The sequence below is a fragment of the Pseudomonas macauensis genome, from assembly GCF_047902425.1.
Lineage (GTDB): Bacteria > Pseudomonadota > Gammaproteobacteria > Pseudomonadales > Pseudomonadaceae > Pseudomonas.
Genome location: NZ_CP138377.1, coordinates 2,598,914 through 2,618,449 on the forward strand (window position 1 = coordinate 2,598,914; position 19,536 = coordinate 2,618,449).

The 19,536-nt window shown below is 65.0% G+C and carries 15 protein-coding genes; 12 read left to right on the top strand and 3 right to left on the bottom strand.

Going from position 1 to position 19,536, the window contains the following annotated elements:
• The 3 genes from SD196_RS12225 to SD196_RS12235 are packed head-to-tail and all read right to left on the bottom strand — an operon-like array spanning position 1 to position 3,072.
• A complete protein-coding gene (locus tag SD196_RS12225; RefSeq protein ID WP_416311531.1) occupies positions 1 to 1,374 on the bottom strand; it encodes an LLM class flavin-dependent oxidoreductase in 1,374 nt (457 codons plus the stop codon).
• A 43-nt stretch (positions 1,375 to 1,417) separates the two neighbouring features.
• Positions 1,418 to 2,257, bottom strand: a complete 840-nt coding sequence (locus tag SD196_RS12230) for an amino acid ABC transporter permease (protein WP_331314457.1) — start codon at positions 2,255 to 2,257, stop codon at positions 1,418 to 1,420.
• Positions 2,254 to 3,072: a transporter substrate-binding domain-containing protein gene (locus SD196_RS12235; protein ID WP_331314458.1), complete on the bottom strand. Its 819-nt coding sequence runs from the start codon at positions 3,070 to 3,072 to the stop codon at positions 2,254 to 2,256. Before SD196_RS12235 ends, SD196_RS12230 begins: the two co-directional genes overlap by 4 nt.
• 331 nt (positions 3,073 to 3,403) lie before the next feature.
• On the opposite strand from SD196_RS12235, the gene SD196_RS12240 reads away from it, so the two are divergent.
• From SD196_RS12240 to SD196_RS12295, 12 genes are all read left to right on the top strand, one after another.
• A complete protein-coding gene (locus tag SD196_RS12240) occupies positions 3,404 to 4,681 on the top strand; it encodes a cystathionine gamma-synthase family protein (protein ID WP_416311532.1) in 1,278 nt (425 codons plus the stop codon).
• A gap of 144 nt (positions 4,682 to 4,825) precedes the next feature.
• Positions 4,826 to 6,265, top strand: coding sequence for an amino acid permease (locus SD196_RS12245; protein ID WP_370601426.1), 1,440 nt, complete (start codon positions 4,826 to 4,828; stop codon positions 6,263 to 6,265).
• 47 nt (positions 6,266 to 6,312) lie between these two features.
• A complete protein-coding gene (locus SD196_RS12250; RefSeq protein ID WP_275607407.1) occupies positions 6,313 to 7,203 on the top strand; it encodes a LysR substrate-binding domain-containing protein in 891 nt (296 codons plus the stop codon).
• 19 nt (positions 7,204 to 7,222) lie between these two features.
• Positions 7,223 to 8,608, top strand: coding sequence for a threonine synthase (locus tag SD196_RS12255; RefSeq protein WP_275607406.1), 1,386 nt, complete (start codon positions 7,223 to 7,225; stop codon positions 8,606 to 8,608).
• Entirely contained in the window at positions 8,605 to 9,042 is a 438-nt protein-coding gene (locus SD196_RS12260; protein ID WP_207886659.1) for an Lrp/AsnC family transcriptional regulator, read from the top strand. The genes SD196_RS12255 and SD196_RS12260 overlap by 4 nt, the downstream gene beginning before the upstream one ends.
• A 220-nt stretch (positions 9,043 to 9,262) precedes the next feature.
• Positions 9,263 to 10,306, top strand: a complete 1,044-nt coding sequence (locus tag SD196_RS12265) for a homoserine dehydrogenase (protein ID WP_416311533.1) — start codon at positions 9,263 to 9,265, stop codon at positions 10,304 to 10,306.
• A 12-nt stretch (positions 10,307 to 10,318) separates the two neighbouring features.
• Positions 10,319 to 11,731: an aldehyde dehydrogenase family protein gene (locus SD196_RS12270; RefSeq protein WP_275607404.1), complete on the top strand. Its 1,413-nt coding sequence runs from the start codon at positions 10,319 to 10,321 to the stop codon at positions 11,729 to 11,731.
• A 104-nt stretch (positions 11,732 to 11,835) separates the two neighbouring features.
• On the top strand, positions 11,836 to 12,201 hold the full coding sequence (locus tag SD196_RS12275) for a RidA family protein (protein WP_275607403.1): 366 nt from the start codon (positions 11,836 to 11,838) through the stop codon (positions 12,199 to 12,201).
• Positions 12,202 to 12,286: 85 nt separating this feature from the next.
• Positions 12,287 to 12,940 (top strand): HAD hydrolase-like protein, encoded by a 654-nt coding sequence (locus tag SD196_RS12280; protein WP_370601429.1) that lies wholly within the window; start codon positions 12,287 to 12,289, stop codon positions 12,938 to 12,940.
• 103 nt (positions 12,941 to 13,043) lie between these two features.
• The gene (locus tag SD196_RS12285) at positions 13,044 to 13,484 is read left to right on the top strand and encodes a GNAT family N-acetyltransferase (RefSeq protein ID WP_275607401.1); all 441 of its coding nucleotides are present in this window, start codon (positions 13,044 to 13,046) and stop codon (positions 13,482 to 13,484) included.
• 185 nt (positions 13,485 to 13,669) lie between these two features.
• Positions 13,670 to 17,395, top strand: coding sequence for a response regulator (locus SD196_RS12290; protein WP_370601430.1), 3,726 nt, complete (start codon positions 13,670 to 13,672; stop codon positions 17,393 to 17,395).
• Positions 17,376 to 19,532: a putative bifunctional diguanylate cyclase/phosphodiesterase gene (locus SD196_RS12295; protein ID WP_275607399.1), complete on the top strand. Its 2,157-nt coding sequence runs from the start codon at positions 17,376 to 17,378 to the stop codon at positions 19,530 to 19,532. Before SD196_RS12290 ends, SD196_RS12295 begins: the two co-directional genes overlap by 20 nt.
• The last annotated feature ends 4 nt before the right edge of the window (positions 19,533 to 19,536 follow it).

Sequence of the window (19,536 nt, forward strand, 5' to 3'; positions counted from 1 at the left end):
TCATTCGAAGCGGAAGGACGCGCCGTAAGCGCTCTGTGGCAGGCGATCACTGCGATCGGCACGCAGGCGTGAACGGAAGGTCCCGCTTTGCGCGTTGGTGCGATAGAGACCGCGCTTCTGCAGTTCGGGGATCACCAACTCGGCGAAGTCATCGAAGGTGCCGGGACTGATCAGCGGATTGAGCATGTAGCCGCTGGTGCCGGAGAGGCGGGCGTGCTCTTCGATGCGGTCGGCCACCTGCTCCGGGGTACCAACCAGGATCAGGTCGCTGCCCCGGGTCACCTGGGCGAAGCGCTTGCGCACATCGCCGGCGGTGAGCGGCTGGCCGCTGCCGTCGGGGCGCATGACGTAGGACGTCAGCCCCTGGGTCTCGGTGGTCAGCGGCTCGTTGTCGGCGTAGCGGTCGAGATCGATGCCAGTGTCCCCGGCATAGCTCACCAACTGCGCCTGCAGGTGATAGTTGCTCTGCAACTGGTCGTACTTCTTCTGCGCCTCGATGGCTGTGCGGGCAGTGACGATGCGCAGCACGGTCAGCGATTTGATGTCATCCTGGGCACGGCCACGTGCCTCGGCCTGGGACCAGATGTCTTCCAGGCCGGCGCGGATTTCTTCCGGACGCGACTTGGCGATGAAGATCAGTTCGGCATGCTTGGCCGCGAAGGCGCGGCCGCGCTCGGACCAGCCGGCCTGGATCAGCACCGGCGTGCGCTGGGGGGAGGGTGCGCAGAGATGCGCGCCCTGCACCCGATAGTGCTCGCCGTGGTGTTCGATGGCGCGAACGCGGTCGCCGCGGGCATAGGTCTGCCCGCGCTTGTCGGCCACCATCGCGTCATCCGCCCAGCTTCCTTCCCAGAGCTTGTACACCACATCGAGGAACTCCTCGGCACGGGCGTAGCGGTCGCCATGGCGGATCATCTCATCGAGGCCGAAGTTGCGCGCCGCGCTGCTCAGGTAGGAGGTGACGACGTTCCAGCCAACGCGGCCGTTACTCAGATGGTCGAGGGTGCTCAAGCGCCGGGCGTGGCTGAACGGGTGTTCGTAAGTGGTGCTGATGGTCACGCCGAAGGCCAGGCGTTCGGTCACCGCAGCAAGCGCTGGCAGATGCAGCAGCGGGTCGTTGGCGGGCGCCTCGACTGCCCACTTCAGCGCGGCCTCGTGGGAGCCGCCATAGACGTCATACAGGCCGAGCACGTCGGCGAAGAACAGCATGTCGAGGTTGGCCTGTTCGGCACTGCGGGCCAGGTCGGTCCAGTAGCCGAGGGTGTTGATGCGCAGGCGCTCATCGGCCGGGTGGGTCCAGAGGCTGGGCGCGCCGCCGCAGCCGACGCTGGCTTGTTCATAGAGGGCGAAGAGCAGGGGTTTGGGGTCGGACATCCGGATTTCCTGAATAACGATGGTCGGAGGTGCGCGCGTGGATTCAGCGGCGTGTGTCGTAGGCCCGGCCGTAATGGCGCTCCAGCCGGGCCTGGATCAGCTCCAGCCCGATGGACATCAGCCAGTAGAGCAGGGCGGCGGCACTGAGCATTTCGATGTAGCGGTAGGAGGCGCGGCCGTAGGACTGGGCGAGGAACATCACCTCCCAGACACCCATCACCGAGACCAGCGACGAATCCTTGAGCATCGAGATGAACTGGTTGGTCGTCGGCGGAATGATGGTGCGCATGGCCTGCGGCAGGACGATGCGCCAGAAGGTCAGGGTGCGGTTCATGCCCAGGGCTGCCGCGGCTTCACGTTGCCCATGGGGCACGCCGATGATGCCTGCGCGGAATATTTCGCTCAGGTAGGCGCCGTAGTTGAGCGACAGCGCCAGGATGCCTGCGCTGATGGCACCCGGAACCACACCCAGCTGCGGGAGGCCCAGGTAGATCAGCAGGATCTGGATCAGCAGCGGCGTCCCGCGGAAGAAGGACGCGTAGAAGCTGGCCACGCCGAAGGCGACGGCGCTGCTCGACAACCGGGCCAGCGCCGTGACGAAACCCAGCAGCAACGAGACCCAGATCGAGCAGAAGCTGAGGAACAGGGTCAGCGCCGCCCCCTGCAGGAAACCGTTGGGCGCGAGGTTGACGCCCACCAGGTTGCGCCACTTGTCGAGGATGATCGCCAGCTTCAGGTCGAAGCTGAGGAAAAACGCCACGCACAGGAGGAGCATGACCGCCCAGGTCAGGTACAGCCGGGCACGGAAGCCGAACAGGCGCGCCAGCAGCGGCTCTGCCGGCGCGTCGCGCAGTCTGGAGGGAGGATTCTGGAACGCGCTCATTGGGTGATGTCTGTACCGATCCACTTATTCGAGATGCGGGCGAGCGTGCCGTCCTGGCGCAGCTGGCCGATGATCTCGGTGACCTTGGCGTTCCACTGCGGGTCGCCTTTCTCGATGGCCACCACGTTGGGCTCACCATAGAGCGGCTGGCCGACGATCTTGAAGCGTGGGTCCTGGGCGATCCGTTCGCGTGCCGTCACCAGGTTGGTGACCATGGCGTCCAGGCGCACGCCGCTACCCAGGGCGAGGTCCTGGAAGGCGACGGTCTCGTTGTCGTAGGGCGCGATCTCAACCTGCTCGAAGGGGTAGCTCAGCGGCTTGTCTTCCGCGCCCTCGATGACCAGGTCCTTGCGCAGGTAGCTCTCGTAGGTCGAAGCGCTGATCACACCGACTTTCCTGCCGTCCAGATCCTTGGCCGAGGCAATGCGCGAGTCCTTGGCATTGACCACGATCACCGCCGGCGACTCGTAGTACTTCACCGGGAAATCGAAGACCTGGGCGCGCGCCTGGCTGGGCGTCATGGAGCAGACGCAGACGTCGTATCGGCCGCTCCAGTGGCCGGCGGCGATCACGTCCCAGGATGGCGTTTCCAGGCGCAGCTTGACGCCCAGGCGCTCCGCCACGGCCCTGGCGATGTCGACGTCGAAGCCATCGAGCTGGTTCTGGGCATTGAGGAAGGAAAACGGCGGGTAGTTCTCCATCAGCACGCCCACCAGTTCGCCCTGGTGCTGGACGCGATCGAGGGTAGTGCCGGCGAAGGCGGATGCGCAGCTGGCGGCCAGAGCAAGGCCGAGAACGGGGAGGGACAGTTTCAAAACGGGCTCCAGGATGGGCGGGGAATCGGTAAAGATTAAAACGACATAAAAATTATTTTTCTAATATCTTTGTGGAATTTATTGCTCCGTTCGAGCTATATCTCTCCGTCGTGAGCGCAGTGGAGGACTCGATTGGCAGAGGTGTCCCGATCCTTGCCATGCGAGGGCGTACAAGGTCCTGTCCGACTTCGTACGGCTTGACCCGGAGCCATTAAAAAAAACGCCTCTCAGACCCGGATTCCATCGTTTTTCAGATCCGGAGCGCGTCCCTATAGTCCCCGCAGACCGATCCCGGATCGGTGTAGTCAACTCAGTCGTGCGGGAACTGGATATGAACAAGAACGAAGATGTCGAGCGCAGCAGCGGTGCCGGAGTCGGTACCCGGGTGGTCTGGAGTGGAGAGCAGGTCCAGCACCCCTACAATGCGACTCAGACTCCGATCGTGGTAAGCGCCGCCTACGGCTACCAGGACATCGATGCCTGGTACGACGTCGCCCTGGGTAAACTGCCCGGCTATATCTACAGCCGCATGAGCAACCCGACCGTCGCCACGCTGGAAGCCAAACTCTGCGAGCTGGAGCAGTCGGAATCGGCGGTTGCCTTCAGCAGTGGGATGGCCGCCATCAGCGCGGTGCTGCATACCTTCCTGTCGAGCAGCAAGCGGGTGGTCTCGACCCGTGACAGCTACGGCGGCACCAACAAGATCTTCGAGGAGTTCCTGCCGCGCATGGGCGTGCAGGTGTGCCTGTGCGACACCCTGGATACCGAGGCCATCGAGCGCGAGATCGCCGCCGGCTGCGATCTGCTCTACCTGGAAACCCCCACCAATCCCACGCTCAAGGTGCTGGACATCCGCCGCCTGGTCGCGGCGGCGCGGAAGGTCGGCGCCCTGGTGGTGGCCGACAACACCTTCGCCACTCCGCTGAACCAGAACCCGCTGACGATGGGCGTCGACGTGGTGGTGCACAGCGCGACCAAGTTCCTCTCCGGGCATGGTGATGTACTGGGTGGCGTGGTCTGCGGTGCGGAGTCGCTGATGTCGCAGGTTCGCCATTACCGGGAAATCAACGGGGCGTCACTGGACCCGTTTTCCGCCTACCTGATCATCCGCGGCATCAAGACCCTGGCCGTCCGGCTGCGCCAGCAGCAGGCCAGTGCGCGGGCGTTGGCCGAATACCTGTGCACCGAGCCCCTGGTGGAGGCGGTCAACTATCCCGGTTTGCCTCAGCATCCGAGCCACGCGATAGCCCGATCGCAGATGCGCGGCTTCGGCGCCATCGTCAGTTTCGTGCTCAAGGGCGGCATGGAGACCGTGGCCCGCCTGCTGCCGCGCCTGAAGTACGCCCACCGCGCCGGCAACCTGGGCGCCGTGGAAACCATCTACGGTCCGGCGCGCACCACCAGTCACGTCGAGAACACCCTGGAGGAGCGCCTGGCCCTGGGCATTTCCGAAGGGCTGGTACGCATCTCCGTGGGCATCGAGGACACCGATGACCTGCTGGCGGACCTCGCACAGGCGTGCGCCGCGGTTCGCCGGGAACAGGCCAGGGACGGCGAACCGGAAGGGCACGGCGACGTGGCCAGCCGGTCGATCGAGCTGCAGGTCTGAGACCTGCGGCGTGGCGCTCGCCGATCGCGGCGGGCGTCACTTCATGAAATCGAACAACAACAAGACGCAAGGCAACTCGATTCGCTCTGCCCAGACGAGGTCGTAGCAACGTCCTTGCCCGCCAACTTTCATGAGAGTCCAACCATGTCCGTGCAGACAACAACAAGCAAAAATGCTTCGGCGCATTCCTTCAAGCAGGATATGCAGACCCGCCACATCGTCATGCTGGCGCTGGGCGGTGTCATCGGTACCGGCCTGTTCCTGACCTCGGGCTACACCGTCAACCAGGCCGGTCCGCTGGGTGCGGTGATCGCCTACATCATCGGCGCGGTCATGGTCTACCTGGTCATGATGTGCCTGGGCGAACTGGCCGTGCAGATGCCGGAAGTTGGTTCCTTCAGCAGCTATGCGACCCGCTACCTGGGGCCGGGCACCGGCTACACGGTGGCGTGGATGTACTGGCTGACCTGGACGGTTGCCATCGGCTCGGAATTCACCGCCGCCGGCATGCTCATGGTGCGCTGGTTCCCGGATACGCCGGTGTGGATCTGGAGTGCGCTGTTCGGAGCGGCCGTGTTCATCAGCAACATCGTCTCGGTGCGGACCTTCGCCGAGACCGAGTTCTGGCTGTCGCTGGTCAAGGTGCTCGCGGTGATCGCCTTCCTGATCGTCGGCGGTGGCGCCATCCTCGGCGTCTTCGAAATCAAGCAGGCGCACAGCATCGGGCTGGGCAATTTCACCCGCGAGGGGCTGTTCCCGACGGGCTTCTGGTCCATCGCCATGACCCTGCTGGCGGTGTCCTTCGCCTTCTCCGGCACCGAGCTGATCGGTATCGCCGCCGGCGAGACCCGCGATCCGGAGAAGAACGTGCCCAAGGCCATCCGCACCACGGTGCTGCGCCTGGCGCTGTTCTTCATCGGCACCATCTTCGTGCTGGCGACCCTGCTGCCGCGTGAGCAGGCTGGCGTGGTGGAGAGCCCGTTCGTGATGGTCTTCGAGATGATCGGCATTCCCTACGCCGCGGACATCATGAACTTCGTCATCATCACCGCGCTGCTGTCCGCCGCCAACTCCGGGCTTTACGCCGCCGCGCGCATGCTCTGGACGCTCAGCGACCAGGGCAACATGCCGCGCAGCTACGCGTCGCTGTCGCGCCGGGGCACGCCGTTCAACGCCATCGTCCTGAGCATGGCCGGCGGCATGGCGTCGCTGCTGAGCAGCGTCTTCGCGCCGGACACCATCTACCTCGCCCTGGTCTCCATTTCCGGACTGGCCGTGGTGGTGGTGTGGATGAGCATCGCCGCCAGCCAGATCGCCTTCCGACGTCACTATGTGGCCAACGGCGGCAAGGTCGAGGACCTGAAGTTCCGCGTGCGCGGCTATCCCTTCGTACCGCTGGCGGCGCTGTTCTGCTGCGTGCTGTCCTGCGTCGGCATCGCCTTCGACCCGGCCCAGCGGGTGGCCCTGTACTTCGGCTTGCCCTTCATCGCCTGGTGCTACTTCGTGTTCTGGCTGACCCGCAAGGGCCGGGAGCGTCGGCAGATGTCGCTGGAAGTCGTGGCGCGTGGTTCCGAGGCCGCCTGAGCAGCGCGATACTAGGCCGCTTGAACAGTTGCCATGAGGATCCGCCGTTGAGCCAGAAAGCCTTGCCCCCACTGAACTGGCTTCGAGCCTTCGAGGTGTCGGCGCGTTACCTGAACTTCACCCACGCGGCGGAGGAGCTGCACCTCACGCAGGGGGCCGTGAGTCAGCAGATTCGCCAGTTGGAGAGCCAGCTCGGGGTGGCGTTGTTCAAGCGCCTGCCCCGGGGGCTGGGGCTGACGGAGGAGGGGCAGTCCTACTTGCCGGTCGTGCAGGACGCCATCAGCCGGCTGGCGGTAGGCACCAACGAAATCTTCGGGCAACGCCAGCGGCGGCCATTGAAGGTGCGCGGCAGTCTCTCGTTCCTGCACTTCTGGCTGGCGCCCCGGCTGGCCGAGTTCCGTCGTGCTCATCCGCAGGTCGATATCCGCTACATCAGCAACCTGTGGGTCAAGGAGCTCGATGCCGAGGACGATCTGGAGATTCGTTGGGGCAGCGGGCAGTGGCCGGGTGTCGAGGCGCAGCGCCTGACCTGGGACCTGCTGGTTCCGGTCTGCTCGCCCGCGCTGATCGCCGACCGGCCCTTGCGCGAGGCGCGCGACCTGGCGCACCTGCCGCTGCTGCATGTGCTGGGCTACGAGGAGGGCTGGGGCTACTGGCTGAAGCGGGCCGGCGCCGATGATGTCGATTATTCGAGCGGCCTGCAGTTCGACACCCTGGTCTCCACCCTGCGCATGGCGGAGTTGGGCTTGGGTGTTGCCCTGGCGCGCTCGTCACTGGTCGAGGACCTCCTGCGGGAAGGGCGCCTGGTGGCGCCCTTTGCCCAGCGCATCGAGGCCAGCGAGTCGTTTTACCTGGTGCGCGGTTTGGGGCAGGCGCTGTCCCCGGATGCCCAGGCCTTTTCCAACTGGCTGGTGACCTTGGTTCACCGCCAATCATGAGTACCCACCTGGAGTGACGATGCAGTACACAACCACCCGTGGCGCCGAGACAAGCGTGGACTTCCGCACGGCGCTGCTTTCCGGGCTCGCCGGGGACGGCGGGCTCTACGTGCCTTCGTCGCTGCCGCTGTTCAGTCCGCAGGAGATCGCCAGCTGGTCCTGGCTGCCGTTCGACGAACTGGCCTGGCGGGTGATTGCTCCCTTCGTCGGCGACACGCTCGACGAGCCGAGCCTGAGGGCACTGGTCAGCGACAGCTATCGGGGGTTTCGCCATCGCGCGATTGCGCCGCTGCAGCAGATCGGCCACAACGAGTGGGTCCTGCAGTTGTTCCACGGCCCGACCCGCTCCTCCAAGGATTTCGCCGCGCAATTACAGGCCCGGCTGATCAGGCACTTCCTGGGCCAGGATTGCGAGCGGGCGGTATTGGTCGGGGCCAGCAATGGCGATACCGCCGTGGCGGCCATCGAGGCCCTGGGGCACTGTCCCACGGCTCGCCTGCTGGCGCTCTATCCGCTGGCCGGCACGCCGGCGGATCGGTCGGAGGTCATGCGCAGGGCGGATTCCGATAGTGTTTACAGCGTCGCCGTGGAGGGCAGTTTCGACGATTGCCAATCGCTGGTTTCGCGATTGCTGCGCGAATGGCCCTGTCCCGAGCTGATTCCGATCAGCTTCAACTCGACCAACTGGATCGGCGTGCTGGCGCAGATCGTCTTCTACTTCCATGCGGCCCTGCAGTTGGGCGGCGGCATCCGCCCGGTCGGCTTCAGCATTCCGGCGGCCAGCTTCGCCGAGATCTACGCAGGTTTCATCGCGCAGAAAATGGGGCTGCCGATCAACCAGATCATCGTCTCTACCAACCGCAACGATGCCTTGCACCGGTTCATCCATTGCAATCGCTACAGCAGGGGTTCCGCCAGCCGCACCTTGTCGCCGGCGATGGACTTCTCGCTGTTCTCCAACCTCGAACGCTTCGTCTGGGAGCTGTATGAGCGTGACGGCGAAGCGACGCGGACGCTGATGGAGCACTTCGACGACTGTGGCGAGCTGAGCATCGGTAACCGCCAGTGGTTGCAGGCGCGCATGCTGTTCGACTCCTATGCCGTGGACGATGCGCTGATCCGCGAAGAGATCATCACGCTGTTCCGCGAGACCGGCAGTGCGGTGGACCCCCATACCGCGACGGGCGCCTACGCCGGGCGGCTGCACCGGCGCAACATCGGCGCGCCCATCGTGACCCTGGGGCAGTTCGCGCCGGAGAAGTCGGCGGCGCTGCTGGCGGAGCTGGGGGCCTGGCACGGTGCAGTGCCGTCGCCCACAGGCGGCGAGGCCACTGGACCCGTGCTGGCGCGCGATGACCTGGCGGGGTTGCACGAGGTACTGATGCAGATGCGGGCCGGCCGATGAAGCGCATCCTCGACCCCCTGGACGAGCGCATCCTCGCCGAACTCACCGCCAACGCGCGCATCGCCCATGCGGAGCTGGGGCTCAAGGTCAACCTGTCGCGCAACGCGGTGCGCCAGCGCATCGAGCGCCTGGAGCGTGACGGCGCCATCCAGGGTTACACCCTGCGGGTGGGCGAGGGGCGGCGTCCCTCGTCGCTGATCAATGCGGTGATCTTCGTCTACCGCTACGATCGCATGCGCGGCGAGGAGGTGCTGGCCGCGCTGCGAACGATCCCGGAGATCGTGCAGTGCGAAGTGCTCAGTGGCGAGTTCGACCTGATGCTCCGTGTCGAGGCCGCCAGCCCGGAACGCGTGCACCACGTCTGGCGGGAGATCGCGGCGATGCCGGGGGTCGAGAACACGGTGACATCGTTCGTGCTGTCCACCGTGATCTGAACCGCCCAACGCGGCCGTACCCTGCTGCCAAAGCCTGCGGGAATACCGACGCCGCCCGGACCTTCGTCCGGGCGGCGTTTTTCATTCTGCGCCCAGGTATTGCGTCGGTCCGGCACTGGTCAGATTGCCCAATAAATACAGCGCTTTGCCATATTCAACTGGCATGGGACGACTCTTAGGCTGAGCGACATCGAACAACGCCTGAGAAGGAAGGCAAACCATGACCGAATACAAGATCGCCCTCGTTGGCTTTGGCGGTGTGAACCGCGCCCTGGCTCAACTGATCGCCGAGCGCAACGCTCGTTGGCAGCAGGAGCTGGGTTTCAGCCTGAAGATCGTTGGCGTCACCGATCTCTTCCTGGGCTCGGTGATCGACCGCAATGGCCTGGATGCGGCCAGTCTTGCCGCGCTGCCGGCCGTCAAGGGCGCCTTCGCGCAGATGCCCGAAGGCACCGCGCAAGCCTTCAACGAGTCGGTGATCAAGCAGTCCGGGGCCGACATCATCGCCGAAGCCACCTTCACCAATCCGAAGGACGGCGAGCCGGCGGCGACCTTCTGCCGCTGGGCCCTGGAGGCGGGCAAGCACGTGGTCACCACCAACAAGGGCCCGATCGCGCTGCACGGCGAGGAGCTCAAGCGCCTGGCCAAGGCCAATGGTGTGTCGTTCGAGTACGAAGGCTCGGTGATGAGCGGCACGCCTGTGCTGCGCCTGGCACGGCAGACCCTGGCGGGCTCCGGCGTCCAGGGTTTCGAAGGCATCCTCAACGGGACCTCGAACTACGTGCTGACGCGCATGGAAGAAGGGCTCGGCTTCGCCGAGGCCGTGGCCAAGGCGCAAGAGCTGGGCTACGCCGAGGCGGACCCGACGGCCGACGTGGAAGGGCATGACGTGCGCCTGAAGGTCGTGATCCTCGCCAACGAATTGCTCGGCGCGCACCTGCAGGTCAGCGATGTCGCCTGCAGCGGAATCAGCGGCATCAGCAGCAGCGATATCGAGAAGGTCCGCGAGTCGGGGGCGCGCTGGAAGCTGATCGGCTCCGCCCGCCGCGAAGCCGATGGCGCGGTGAGTGCCAGCGTGGAGGCCCGCCTGCTGCCGAGCTGGCATCCCCTGCTGGGCATTTCCGGCGCCACCAACGCCGTCGCCTTCGACACCGAGTTGCTGGGTGCGGTGACGGTCTCCGGCCCCGGTGCCGGCCGTGTCGAGACGGCGTTCGCCCTGCTGTCGGACATCGTCGCCATCCATGCGTCCGGCCGTCAGGCCTGAGGAGTGAAGTGCATGAGCCTGACTTCCGTATCCCTTGTTCCCGAGGCGACTCAGATCGACGTGTTCAGCCCCTTCGACGGCACGCTGGTCGGCAGCGTTCCGAACCTGGGCGCCCAGGACGTCCCCCGACTGCTCACGCTCGCTCGCCAGGGCGTGCGTGACAGCGCCGCGCAGCCCCGGCATCGCCGCGCCAGCATCCTCGAACGGGCTGCACAGCTCATCGAGCGAGACGCTGCGGATTTCGCCGGCCTGATCGTCGATGAAGCCGGCAAGACGCTGCGCCAGGCGGAAAAGGAGGTGAAGCGCTGCATCAACACGCTGAAGCTCTCCGCGGAAGAAGCCCGCCGCAACGCCGGCGAGGTGGTGCCCTTCGATGCCTACGAAGGCTCGGAATCGCGCCAGGGCTGGTTCACCCGTGAACCCCTGGGGCTGATCCTGGCGATCACCCCGTACAACGACCCATTGAACCTGGTGGCTCACAAGCTGGGGCCGGCCATTGCCGGCGGCAATGCGGTGATCCTCAAGCCGTCGGAGCTGGCGCCGCTGTCCGCGCTCAAGCTGGTGCAGTACCTGGTCGAGGCCGGTCTGCCCGAGTCCGTGGTGACGGTGGCGACTGGAGGCGTGGAGCTGGGCAAGGCCCTGGTCGCCGTGCGCGAGATCCGCATGATTTCCTTCACCGGCGGCTTCGCCACGGGCGAGCAGATCGCCCGCAATGCCGGCCTTAAGAAACTCGCCATGGACCTGGGCGGCAACGCGCCGGTGCTGGTGCTGGAGGATTGCGACCTCGAGGCCACCGTGGAGTCCTGCGTTTCCGGCGCCTTCTGGGCCGCGGGGCAGAACTGCATCGGGACCCAGCGGATCCTGGTCGATGCGTCGATCTATGCGGCCTTCCGCGAGCGCTTCGTCGAACTGACCCGCGCGATGGTGCTGGGTGATCCGGGGCGGCGCGAGACCGACATGGGGCCGATGATCACCGAAGCCTCCGCTCGCCGGGCCGAGCATCTGGTGAACCAGGCGCTGGGCGAGGGTGCCCGCCTGCTCTGCGGCCACCAGCGCCAGGGAGCCGCCTATGCCCCCACGGTGCTGGAAGGTGTCGACCACGGTAGTCAGCTGTGGCGCGAGGAAGTGTTCGCGCCGGTGGTGATGCTGGCGCCGTTTGAGGATCTGGAACAGGCGATTTCCCTCGCCAACGCGCCGGAGTACAGCCTGCACGCAGGGCTGTTCACCCGTGATCTGTCGAAGGCGCTCAGCCTGTCGCGGCGCATTGAGGCCGGCGGGGTGATGGTCAACGACTCGTCGGACTATCGCTTCGACGCCATGCCCTTCGGCGGCTCCAAGTACGGCAGCCTGGGGCGCGAGGGCGTGCGCTTCGCCTACGAGGACATGACCCAGCCCAAGGTGGTGTGCATCAACCAGCTGGGATGACGTTTCGGGAGACGACCCTTCACGGCCGTCATTTTCACCGGGTGGGTCGCTCGCCGCGCCGCCCGGTGCTTTTTTCCGCTACTTGATGGATAAGGGAGTCGTCGATGATCACGCGTTATGCGTCGGGCAACAGGATGTCCATGGCGGTCAGCTACGGCGCCATGTTCGAGACTGCCGGGGTGGCGGCGGACGATACGCGCGAGGATGTTCAGGGGCAGCTGCGGCAGGTACTGGCGACTATTGACGCGCTGATGGCCGAGGCCGGCGTCAGCAAGGAGCAACTGACCCGCGTACAGATCTGGATCGCGGACTACAGCCACTTCGATCGGGTCAACGAGATTTACGACGCCTGGCTGCAGGGCTACCCGAAACCGGTTCGCGCTTGCGTTGGCGCTGACCTGGGGGAGGGGTACCTGGTCGAGGTGCAGGTGTTTGCGGTTCGTGGCGGGTCGATTGCGAAGCGGGGATAATGCCGCCTTCAATCGGGTGAGTTGATCACCCTGCACCCGCAGCCGTCCGGATACGGCTGCCAGCACTCCAGGAAGGAACGCTCCTATGTCATACCGACTTGCCATCTTCGACTTCGACGGCACGCTCGCGGATTCCTTTCCTTTCTTTGTCGCGGTGTTCAACCAGGTCGCTGACAAGCACGCGTTCAGCCGGATTCACCCGGAAGAGTTGGACTCTTTGCGCAAGCAAGGGGCCCGGGAGATCATGTCCCATATCGGAATGCCGCGCTGGAAGCTGCCTCTGGTGGCGCGAACCTTCATGGGCCTGATGAAGAGGCATCGAAGCTCCATCCGGCTTTTCGAGGACATTGCCGATACCCTGAGCCATCTTGATGAGAAGGGCGTGATTCTCGCGGTGGTGTCCTCCAACTCCAGAGAGAATGTCACGCAGATTCTGGGCTCCAGCTGTCGGCATATCCGTGCCCTCGAGTGCGGGGTTTCCATTTTCGGCAAGGCATCGCGCTTGCACCGGGTCATGCGGAAGTTTGGCGTGGCGCGAGAGGAGGTCATCTACATCGGTGACCAACCGACGGATGGGGAAGCGGCATCAACGGCCGGTATCGCGTTTGGCGCGGTTGCGTGGGGATATGGGACATATGAAGCATTCCGCACGCTTCAATCCCATGAGTGGTTCGCCGATGTGAGCGAATTGCGGCGGTTGGCGGGCAGTCATGAAGGCCTGGAGTCATCCCCACGCTGATGCCCCATTGCAGTGTTCTGCCGTCCCGTCGCGGGGCGATTGGGGGCTGGCCTTCTGATAGGCGATTACACTGGCCGTCTCCCATCCATTACAGAGTGCAGCAATGGTTCCCCAATCAAGCGTACGGCTCGCCCAGGGCGACGACCTCGATGCTCTATTTGAACTGGACGCGATCGCCCGGCGCGAACCGGGGCGACGGACATACATTGCACACGCGGTAGCCAATGGCCAATGCTGGGTAGCAGCGGATGCAAGCGACGCCACAGTACTGATGGGGTACGGCGTACTGAACGACTCCTTCTTTGAGCAGCCCTTCATCCCGCTCGTCGTAGTGAGGGACTCGGCGCGGCGTCATGGTGTCGGGTCCGCCATTCTCCGCGTACTGGAGTCGCAGTGCAGGGGGCCGAAACTGTTCACCTCGACGAACCGCTCGAATGAGCCGATGCAGGGGCTGCTTGGGAAGCTCGGCTTTATCAGGAGCGGCCAGATAGAGAATCTGGATGAGGGCGATCCTGAACTTGTTTTTGTGAAGTTCCGATCCTGAATCCGAGACGGGACTGAAGACGACTGGCGTTGGTCGCGCTGTTGCCGCTCGTCGCTTGAATGCTGGCTCAACGCCAGTTCCTACATTCCTGTCTAGACTGCGATGCAGGGCCTTATCGAGCCCCGCCTTAGCCGCCATCCCTCATCCCCAGAGGCGCGGCCGCCAGGGAAAGGACAGGAGACTACATGGACGGACGTCAATTCCCACCATCCCGCCAATACCTGCTGCCATTGCTGGTAACCCTCGCCCTGATGCTCGTTTTCGGGGGGCTGGTGCTCTGGCAGTGGCTGGATCTGGAAGCGCGCAACCGTACCGAGTACGAGCAGCGTTTCAAGCTCGAGGCCGAGGAAATCGCCCATCGCGTCAGCAACCGGATGCGCTCCTACGAGATGGTTCTGCGCGGTATGTCCGGCCTGATCGTCGGCACTAACGCGGTGTCGGCCGAGGACTGGGCGCGGGCCACTGACCAGTTGCAGTTGCAGGACCGCTATCCGGGCATCCAGGCGCTGGCGTGGGCGCGCTACCTGAAGCGCGAAGAAGCCAACGAGTTCGTCAGCGAGATCTGGGAGCAGGGCCGCCGCGATTTCCGCATCATCCCTCCGGAGCCGCGGGACGAGTACATCGTGGTGCAGTACAGCAGCCCCATGGACTGGCGCAACCGCCGCACCCTGGGTTTCGACATGCTCACCGAGCCGGTGCGCCGGGCGGCTCTCGACCTCGCCCGGGAAAGCGGCGAGGTGAGTCTCACCGGGCCGCTGAAACTCCGGCAGGAAACCGAGCAGCAGGCGCAGAGCGGTGTGATCCTCTATATGCCGGTGTACCGCCCGGACGCGCCCAGCACCTCGGTCGACGAGCGCCGCACCGCGCTGCTTGGCATGGTCTGCGGTGCCTTTCGAATCAACGACCTGATGGCCGGCATCCTGGGGGCCCAGAGCAACCTCTATAGCATCGATCTCAGGGATGTCGGCAGTTCCGAGTCCATGCTGCAGGTATCCGACAAAGGTCACCAGCCACGCTTCCACCAGGTCGAGGAGCTGAAGCTGTTCGGCCGCACCTGGGCCCTGGGAGTGGGCAGCACGGCCGAGTACGAGGCCATGCTGAGCAACAATCGCATCACCTTCAGCCTCTGGACCGGCCTGTCTGCCGCGCTGTTGCTGGCCCTGTTGGTCGGGGGCTATCTCTACCAGCGAGAGCGGAGTCTGCAGCTCAGCCTGTCGGCGACCGCCGAACTGACCGAGCGCGAGGAGCGTTTCCGCCTGCTGCTGCAGCATCTGCCGGTGGCCACCCTGACCTGCGGGGAGAATGGCCGCATCGAGATGGCCAATGCCCGCGCCGGAGAACTGTTCGCCTGCGCGGCGGAGAGCCTGGTGGGGCAGAACCTGCGCCGGTTCGTGCCGAGCCTGGCGGACCTGCCGCAACAATTGGCCAGGCAGGCTCCCACCGACCTGACGGAGATCGAGGCCTTGCAGGAGGATGGTGAGCGGGTTGCCGTGGCTTTCAGCCTGAGCACCTTCAACCACGGCAATGACCGGCGCTACCTGCTCAGCCTTGTGGACCTGCAGGCGCGCAAGAGCGCCGAGGAGCGTTTCCGCCTGGTGGTCGAAGCCTCGCCCAACGCCATCGTCCTGGTGGATGCCCGTGGTCGGATCGCCATGGTCAATCGCCAGACCGAACAACTGTTTGGCTATAGCCGTCATGACCTGCTCGAATCGTCTGTGGAAATGCTCCTTCCCGAGGCTCTTCGCGAGGCCCATGTGGCATTGCGCGAAGGCTTCCAGCGCAAGCCCGAGCAGCGGCGCATGGGCAGCAACCGGGAGCTGTTCGGCCAGCATCAGGACGGCCACATGATCCCCCTGGAGGTGGGCCTGTCGCCGATCCGCGCCGGCCGCGAACGGCTTGTGCAGGCAGTGATCATCGACATCAGCGAGCGCAAGGCCGCCGAGCAGCGACTGCGTGACCAGGCCGAGCAACTGATGCTCGCCAACCGCTACAAGTCGGAATTCCTCGCCAACATGTCCCATGAGTTGCGCACGCCGCTGAACAGCATCCTGATCCTCAGCGATCAGCTGCGACAGAACATGGCTGGCAACCTCACCGAGAAGCAGACCCGCCACGCCGATATCGTCCACCGCGCCGGCAGTGACCTGCTGCAATTGATCAACGACGTGCTCGACCTGGCCAAGGTCGAGGCAGGGCGCATGCAGCTCAAGCTGGAGCCACTCAATGTGCAGGACATGCTCGCCGAGCTGGACGGCAGCCTGCGGCCCATGGCCGAGGTCAAGGGCCTGCGCCTGTCCACCCATGTCCAGGCCGGCGTGCCAAGGGTTATCCATAGCGACCGGGTGCGCATGCATCAGATCCTGCGCAACCTGCTGTCCAACGCCCTCAAGTTCACCGAGCAGGGCGAGGTGGAGCTGTCCGTGGAGCTGGACCCGGCGGCGGCGGTCGATGAGCGCGAAGTGTTGTGCTTCGTCGTCCGTGATACGGGCGTCGGTATCCCCGAGGACCAGCACGAACGCATCTTCCAGGCCTTCCAGCAGATCGATGGTTCCACCAGCCGGCGCTTCGGCGGCACCGGCCTGGGCCTGGCCATCACCCGTCAGCTGGTGCTTGCCCTGGACGGCACCATCACCCTGGAAAGCGTGCCGGGGCAGGGTTCGAGCTTCAGCGTCCGGCTGCCGGTGGCTGTGGGTGCGAGCCAGCCGAAGGCCGATGAGCCCCCCGCACAACCGGTGCGTGGCGGCCAGGGGCCGGCGGTGCTGATCGTCGAAGACGATGTCAACTTCGCCTCGGTGATAGCCGAGGAAGCCCAGGCCCGTGGCTTCTCCAGCGTCCATTGCCGCAGCGGTAAGCAGGCTATCGAGTTGCTGCAGAACGAGCGCTTCGCTGCCGTCATCCTCGACATCCTGCTGCCGGACGTCAGTGGCTGGCAGATCTACCGGCGTGTGCGTAGCCATTCGAACCACCGCGCGACCCCGGTGAATATCATTTCCTGCGTGCCCCAGCCCCAGGACTGGAACGAGGACGCTACCCGCTACCTGGTCAAACCCATCGCCCGCGAGGACCTGGAGCAGGTGTTCCAGGACCTGGAGGGCGGCCGTCCGCCGGCGGAGCACAAGCTGTTGCTGGTGGAGGACGTGGACGTGGAGCGTGAGCACTATCGCGAGCATCTGGAGCAACTGGGCTTCAAGGTGGTGGCCAGTGCCAATGGCGAGGGTGCCCGCAAGGCCTACGCGGAGGACAATTTCTCCGCCCTGGTGATCGACCTCGACCTGCCTGACCAGGATGGTTTCGAGCTGCTCGACAGCCTTCACCGCGAACGCCCGCTGGATGGTTCGCGGGTGGTCATCAACACCGGTGTCGACGTCAACCAGCAGAACCTGCAACGCTTGCGCCGCTATTCGGCGGTGGTTGTGCCCAAGGCGGGCGGGGACCTCAAAAACCTCAGCTCGGCGGTCCAGGGATTCCTCGCTGGCCTGCGCGAACCGCAGACCAGCTCGTGGTCGGACCCGCTGGAAGGCGGCCGCGTCCTGCTGGTGGACGATGACGTGCGCAACATCTACGCCCTCAGCGCCCTGCTGGATGAAACCGGCTTGAAGGTCACCGCCGCCCGCGACGGGCTGGAGGCCATCGACTGCTTCCAGCGCGAACCCTTCGACCTGATCCTGATGGACATGGCCATGCCCAACATGGACGGCTACACCGCCACCCGCGTGCTCAAGCAGGAGCACGGCTGCAGCATCCCGATCATCGCCCTGACCGCCCATGCGATGAAGGGCGACCGGGAGAAATGCATCACCGCCGGCGCCGACGATTACCTGGCCAAGCCGGTGAGTCGCCAGGAATTGCTGGACATGCTTTACCGCTGGCTGGAACAACCGGGAGCACGCCATGGCGCACCTGCAGCTTAAGGAGGTCCCCGCAGCCAACACCCTGCTGGTGGTGGATGACCGCCGGGAAAACCTCGCCGCCATGGAAGCGTTGCTGGACCACGGTGAATGGCAGGTGCTTACCGTGGATTCCGGCGAGGCAGCGCTGAAATGCCTGCTGGAGGAGGAGGTCGGCCTGGTGCTGCTGGATGTGCAGATGCCGCACATGGACGGTTTCGAAGTGGCGCGGCTGATGCGCAGCAGTCCGTTGACCCGCTATACGCCGATCATCTTCATTTCCGCCATCGCCCACACCCATGAAGCCGTGCTGCACGGCTATTCGTCCGGGGCGGTGGATTTCATCCTCAAGCCCTTCGACCCTGAGGTGCTGCGCCTCAAGATCCAGTCCCTGCTGGCCCATGAGCGCAACCGGCGCGACCTGCTGCAGCTCAGCCAGCAACTGGACAGCGCCCGCGCCTTCAACGCCTCGGTGCTGGAGAACGCCGCCGAAGGCATCCTGGTGGTCGGCGAGGACGGCCTCATCAGCTTTGCCAACCCGGCCTCGGCGCAAATGTTCCAGGGCTCGGTGGGGGATCTGGAGGGCAAGCCGCTGCTGAACCTGATCGCCCACCCGGAGATGAGCGGCGAGTGGAAACTGTCGGATTTCTACCGCCACTGGAAGCGGAACGAGACCTACCGCCTGCACGACGCCAGTCTCAAGACCATGAGCGGCGAGCGCCTGCCGGTGGCGCTGTCGGCGTCGCCCCTGCCACGGCTGCAACGCTCGATGGTGGTCATTGCCCTGGATATGTCGGTGGTGCACCACCTCCATGCGCAACTGGAATCCCAGGCCATCACCGATGCCCTCACCGGGCTGCTCAACCGCCGCGGCTTCCACAATGCTCTGGAAGCGTCCCTGGCTCGCGTCGAGCGCAATGGCAAGCGCATGGCGGTGCTCTACCTGGACCTGGACGGCTTCAAGCTGATCAACGATTCCCTCGGCCACGAGGCCGGCGACCGTGTGCTGCGGCGGGTAGGGGAACAGCTGAAGAGCTGCCTGCGCCCCTATGACATCCTGGCGCGCATGGGCGGCGACGAGTTCACTGCGTTGCTCGACAGCCTTGACCACCCCGAAGACGCCGCGCGGGTGGCGGAGAAGCTGATCGAGATGGTTTCGGTGCGTCATCGCATCGAAGGCATCGATGTCACCATAGGTGCCAGCGTCGGCATCGCCAGCTTCCCCGAGTGCGGGCAGAGTGTGGACGGCCTGTTGCGTGCGGCGGATATTGCCATGTATGAGGCCAAGCGCGCCGGCCGCCAGCAGTACCGCTTCTACTCGCCGGAAATGAACGGCCGCGCCCGCTCCCGATTGATGCTGGAAGAGAGCCTGCGCAATGCCATCGAGCAAAACGACTTTCATCTGGTCTACCAGCCCCAGATCCACCTCGAGACTGGCCGCCTGCGTGGCTTCGAGGCGCTGCTGCGCTGGGAACACCGGGTGGCCGGCACGGTGGCGCCCAATGTGTTCATTCCGCTGCTGGAGGAAACCCGCCTGATCAACCGCCTGGGCGACTGGGTGCTGCGGGAGGGGGCTAGCCAATGCAGTGCCTGGAGGCAGAGCTTCGGCGACGACCTGGTGGTCAGCCTCAATGTCTGCCCGCTGCAGTTCGGCATGCCGCAACTGGTGGACGACCTGCGGCGGGTGCTGGACAACTTCAGCCTGCGGCCCTCGCAACTGGAAGTGGAGGTTACCGAAAGCGCATTGATGCAGGACCTGGAGCTGACCCGCGAACAACTCCGGCAACTGCGCGCCCTGGGCGTGCGCATCGCCATCGACGACTTTGGCACCGGCTATTCGTCCCTGGCCTACCTGCGCCATTTCGAGCTGGATACCCTGAAGATCGACCGCCTGTTCATCTCCAACATGCTGGAATCGCGGCGCGATGCCGCGGTGGTCAGCACCATCATCGACCTCAGCCGCCACCTGGGCCTGGAAGTCATCGCCGAAGGTGTGGAAACCGCAGCCCAGCGCGACTGGCTGCTGGAGCATGGCTGCACCTACATGCAGGGTTTCCTGGTGGCGCCGGGGCTGCCCGTGGCCGAGGCCGGGGCCTTTCCTCGCATAGTGGACTGGCGCGCTTTGCAGGAAGCGGCCCTCGCTCCCAGCCGCTCTCCCTGAAGTG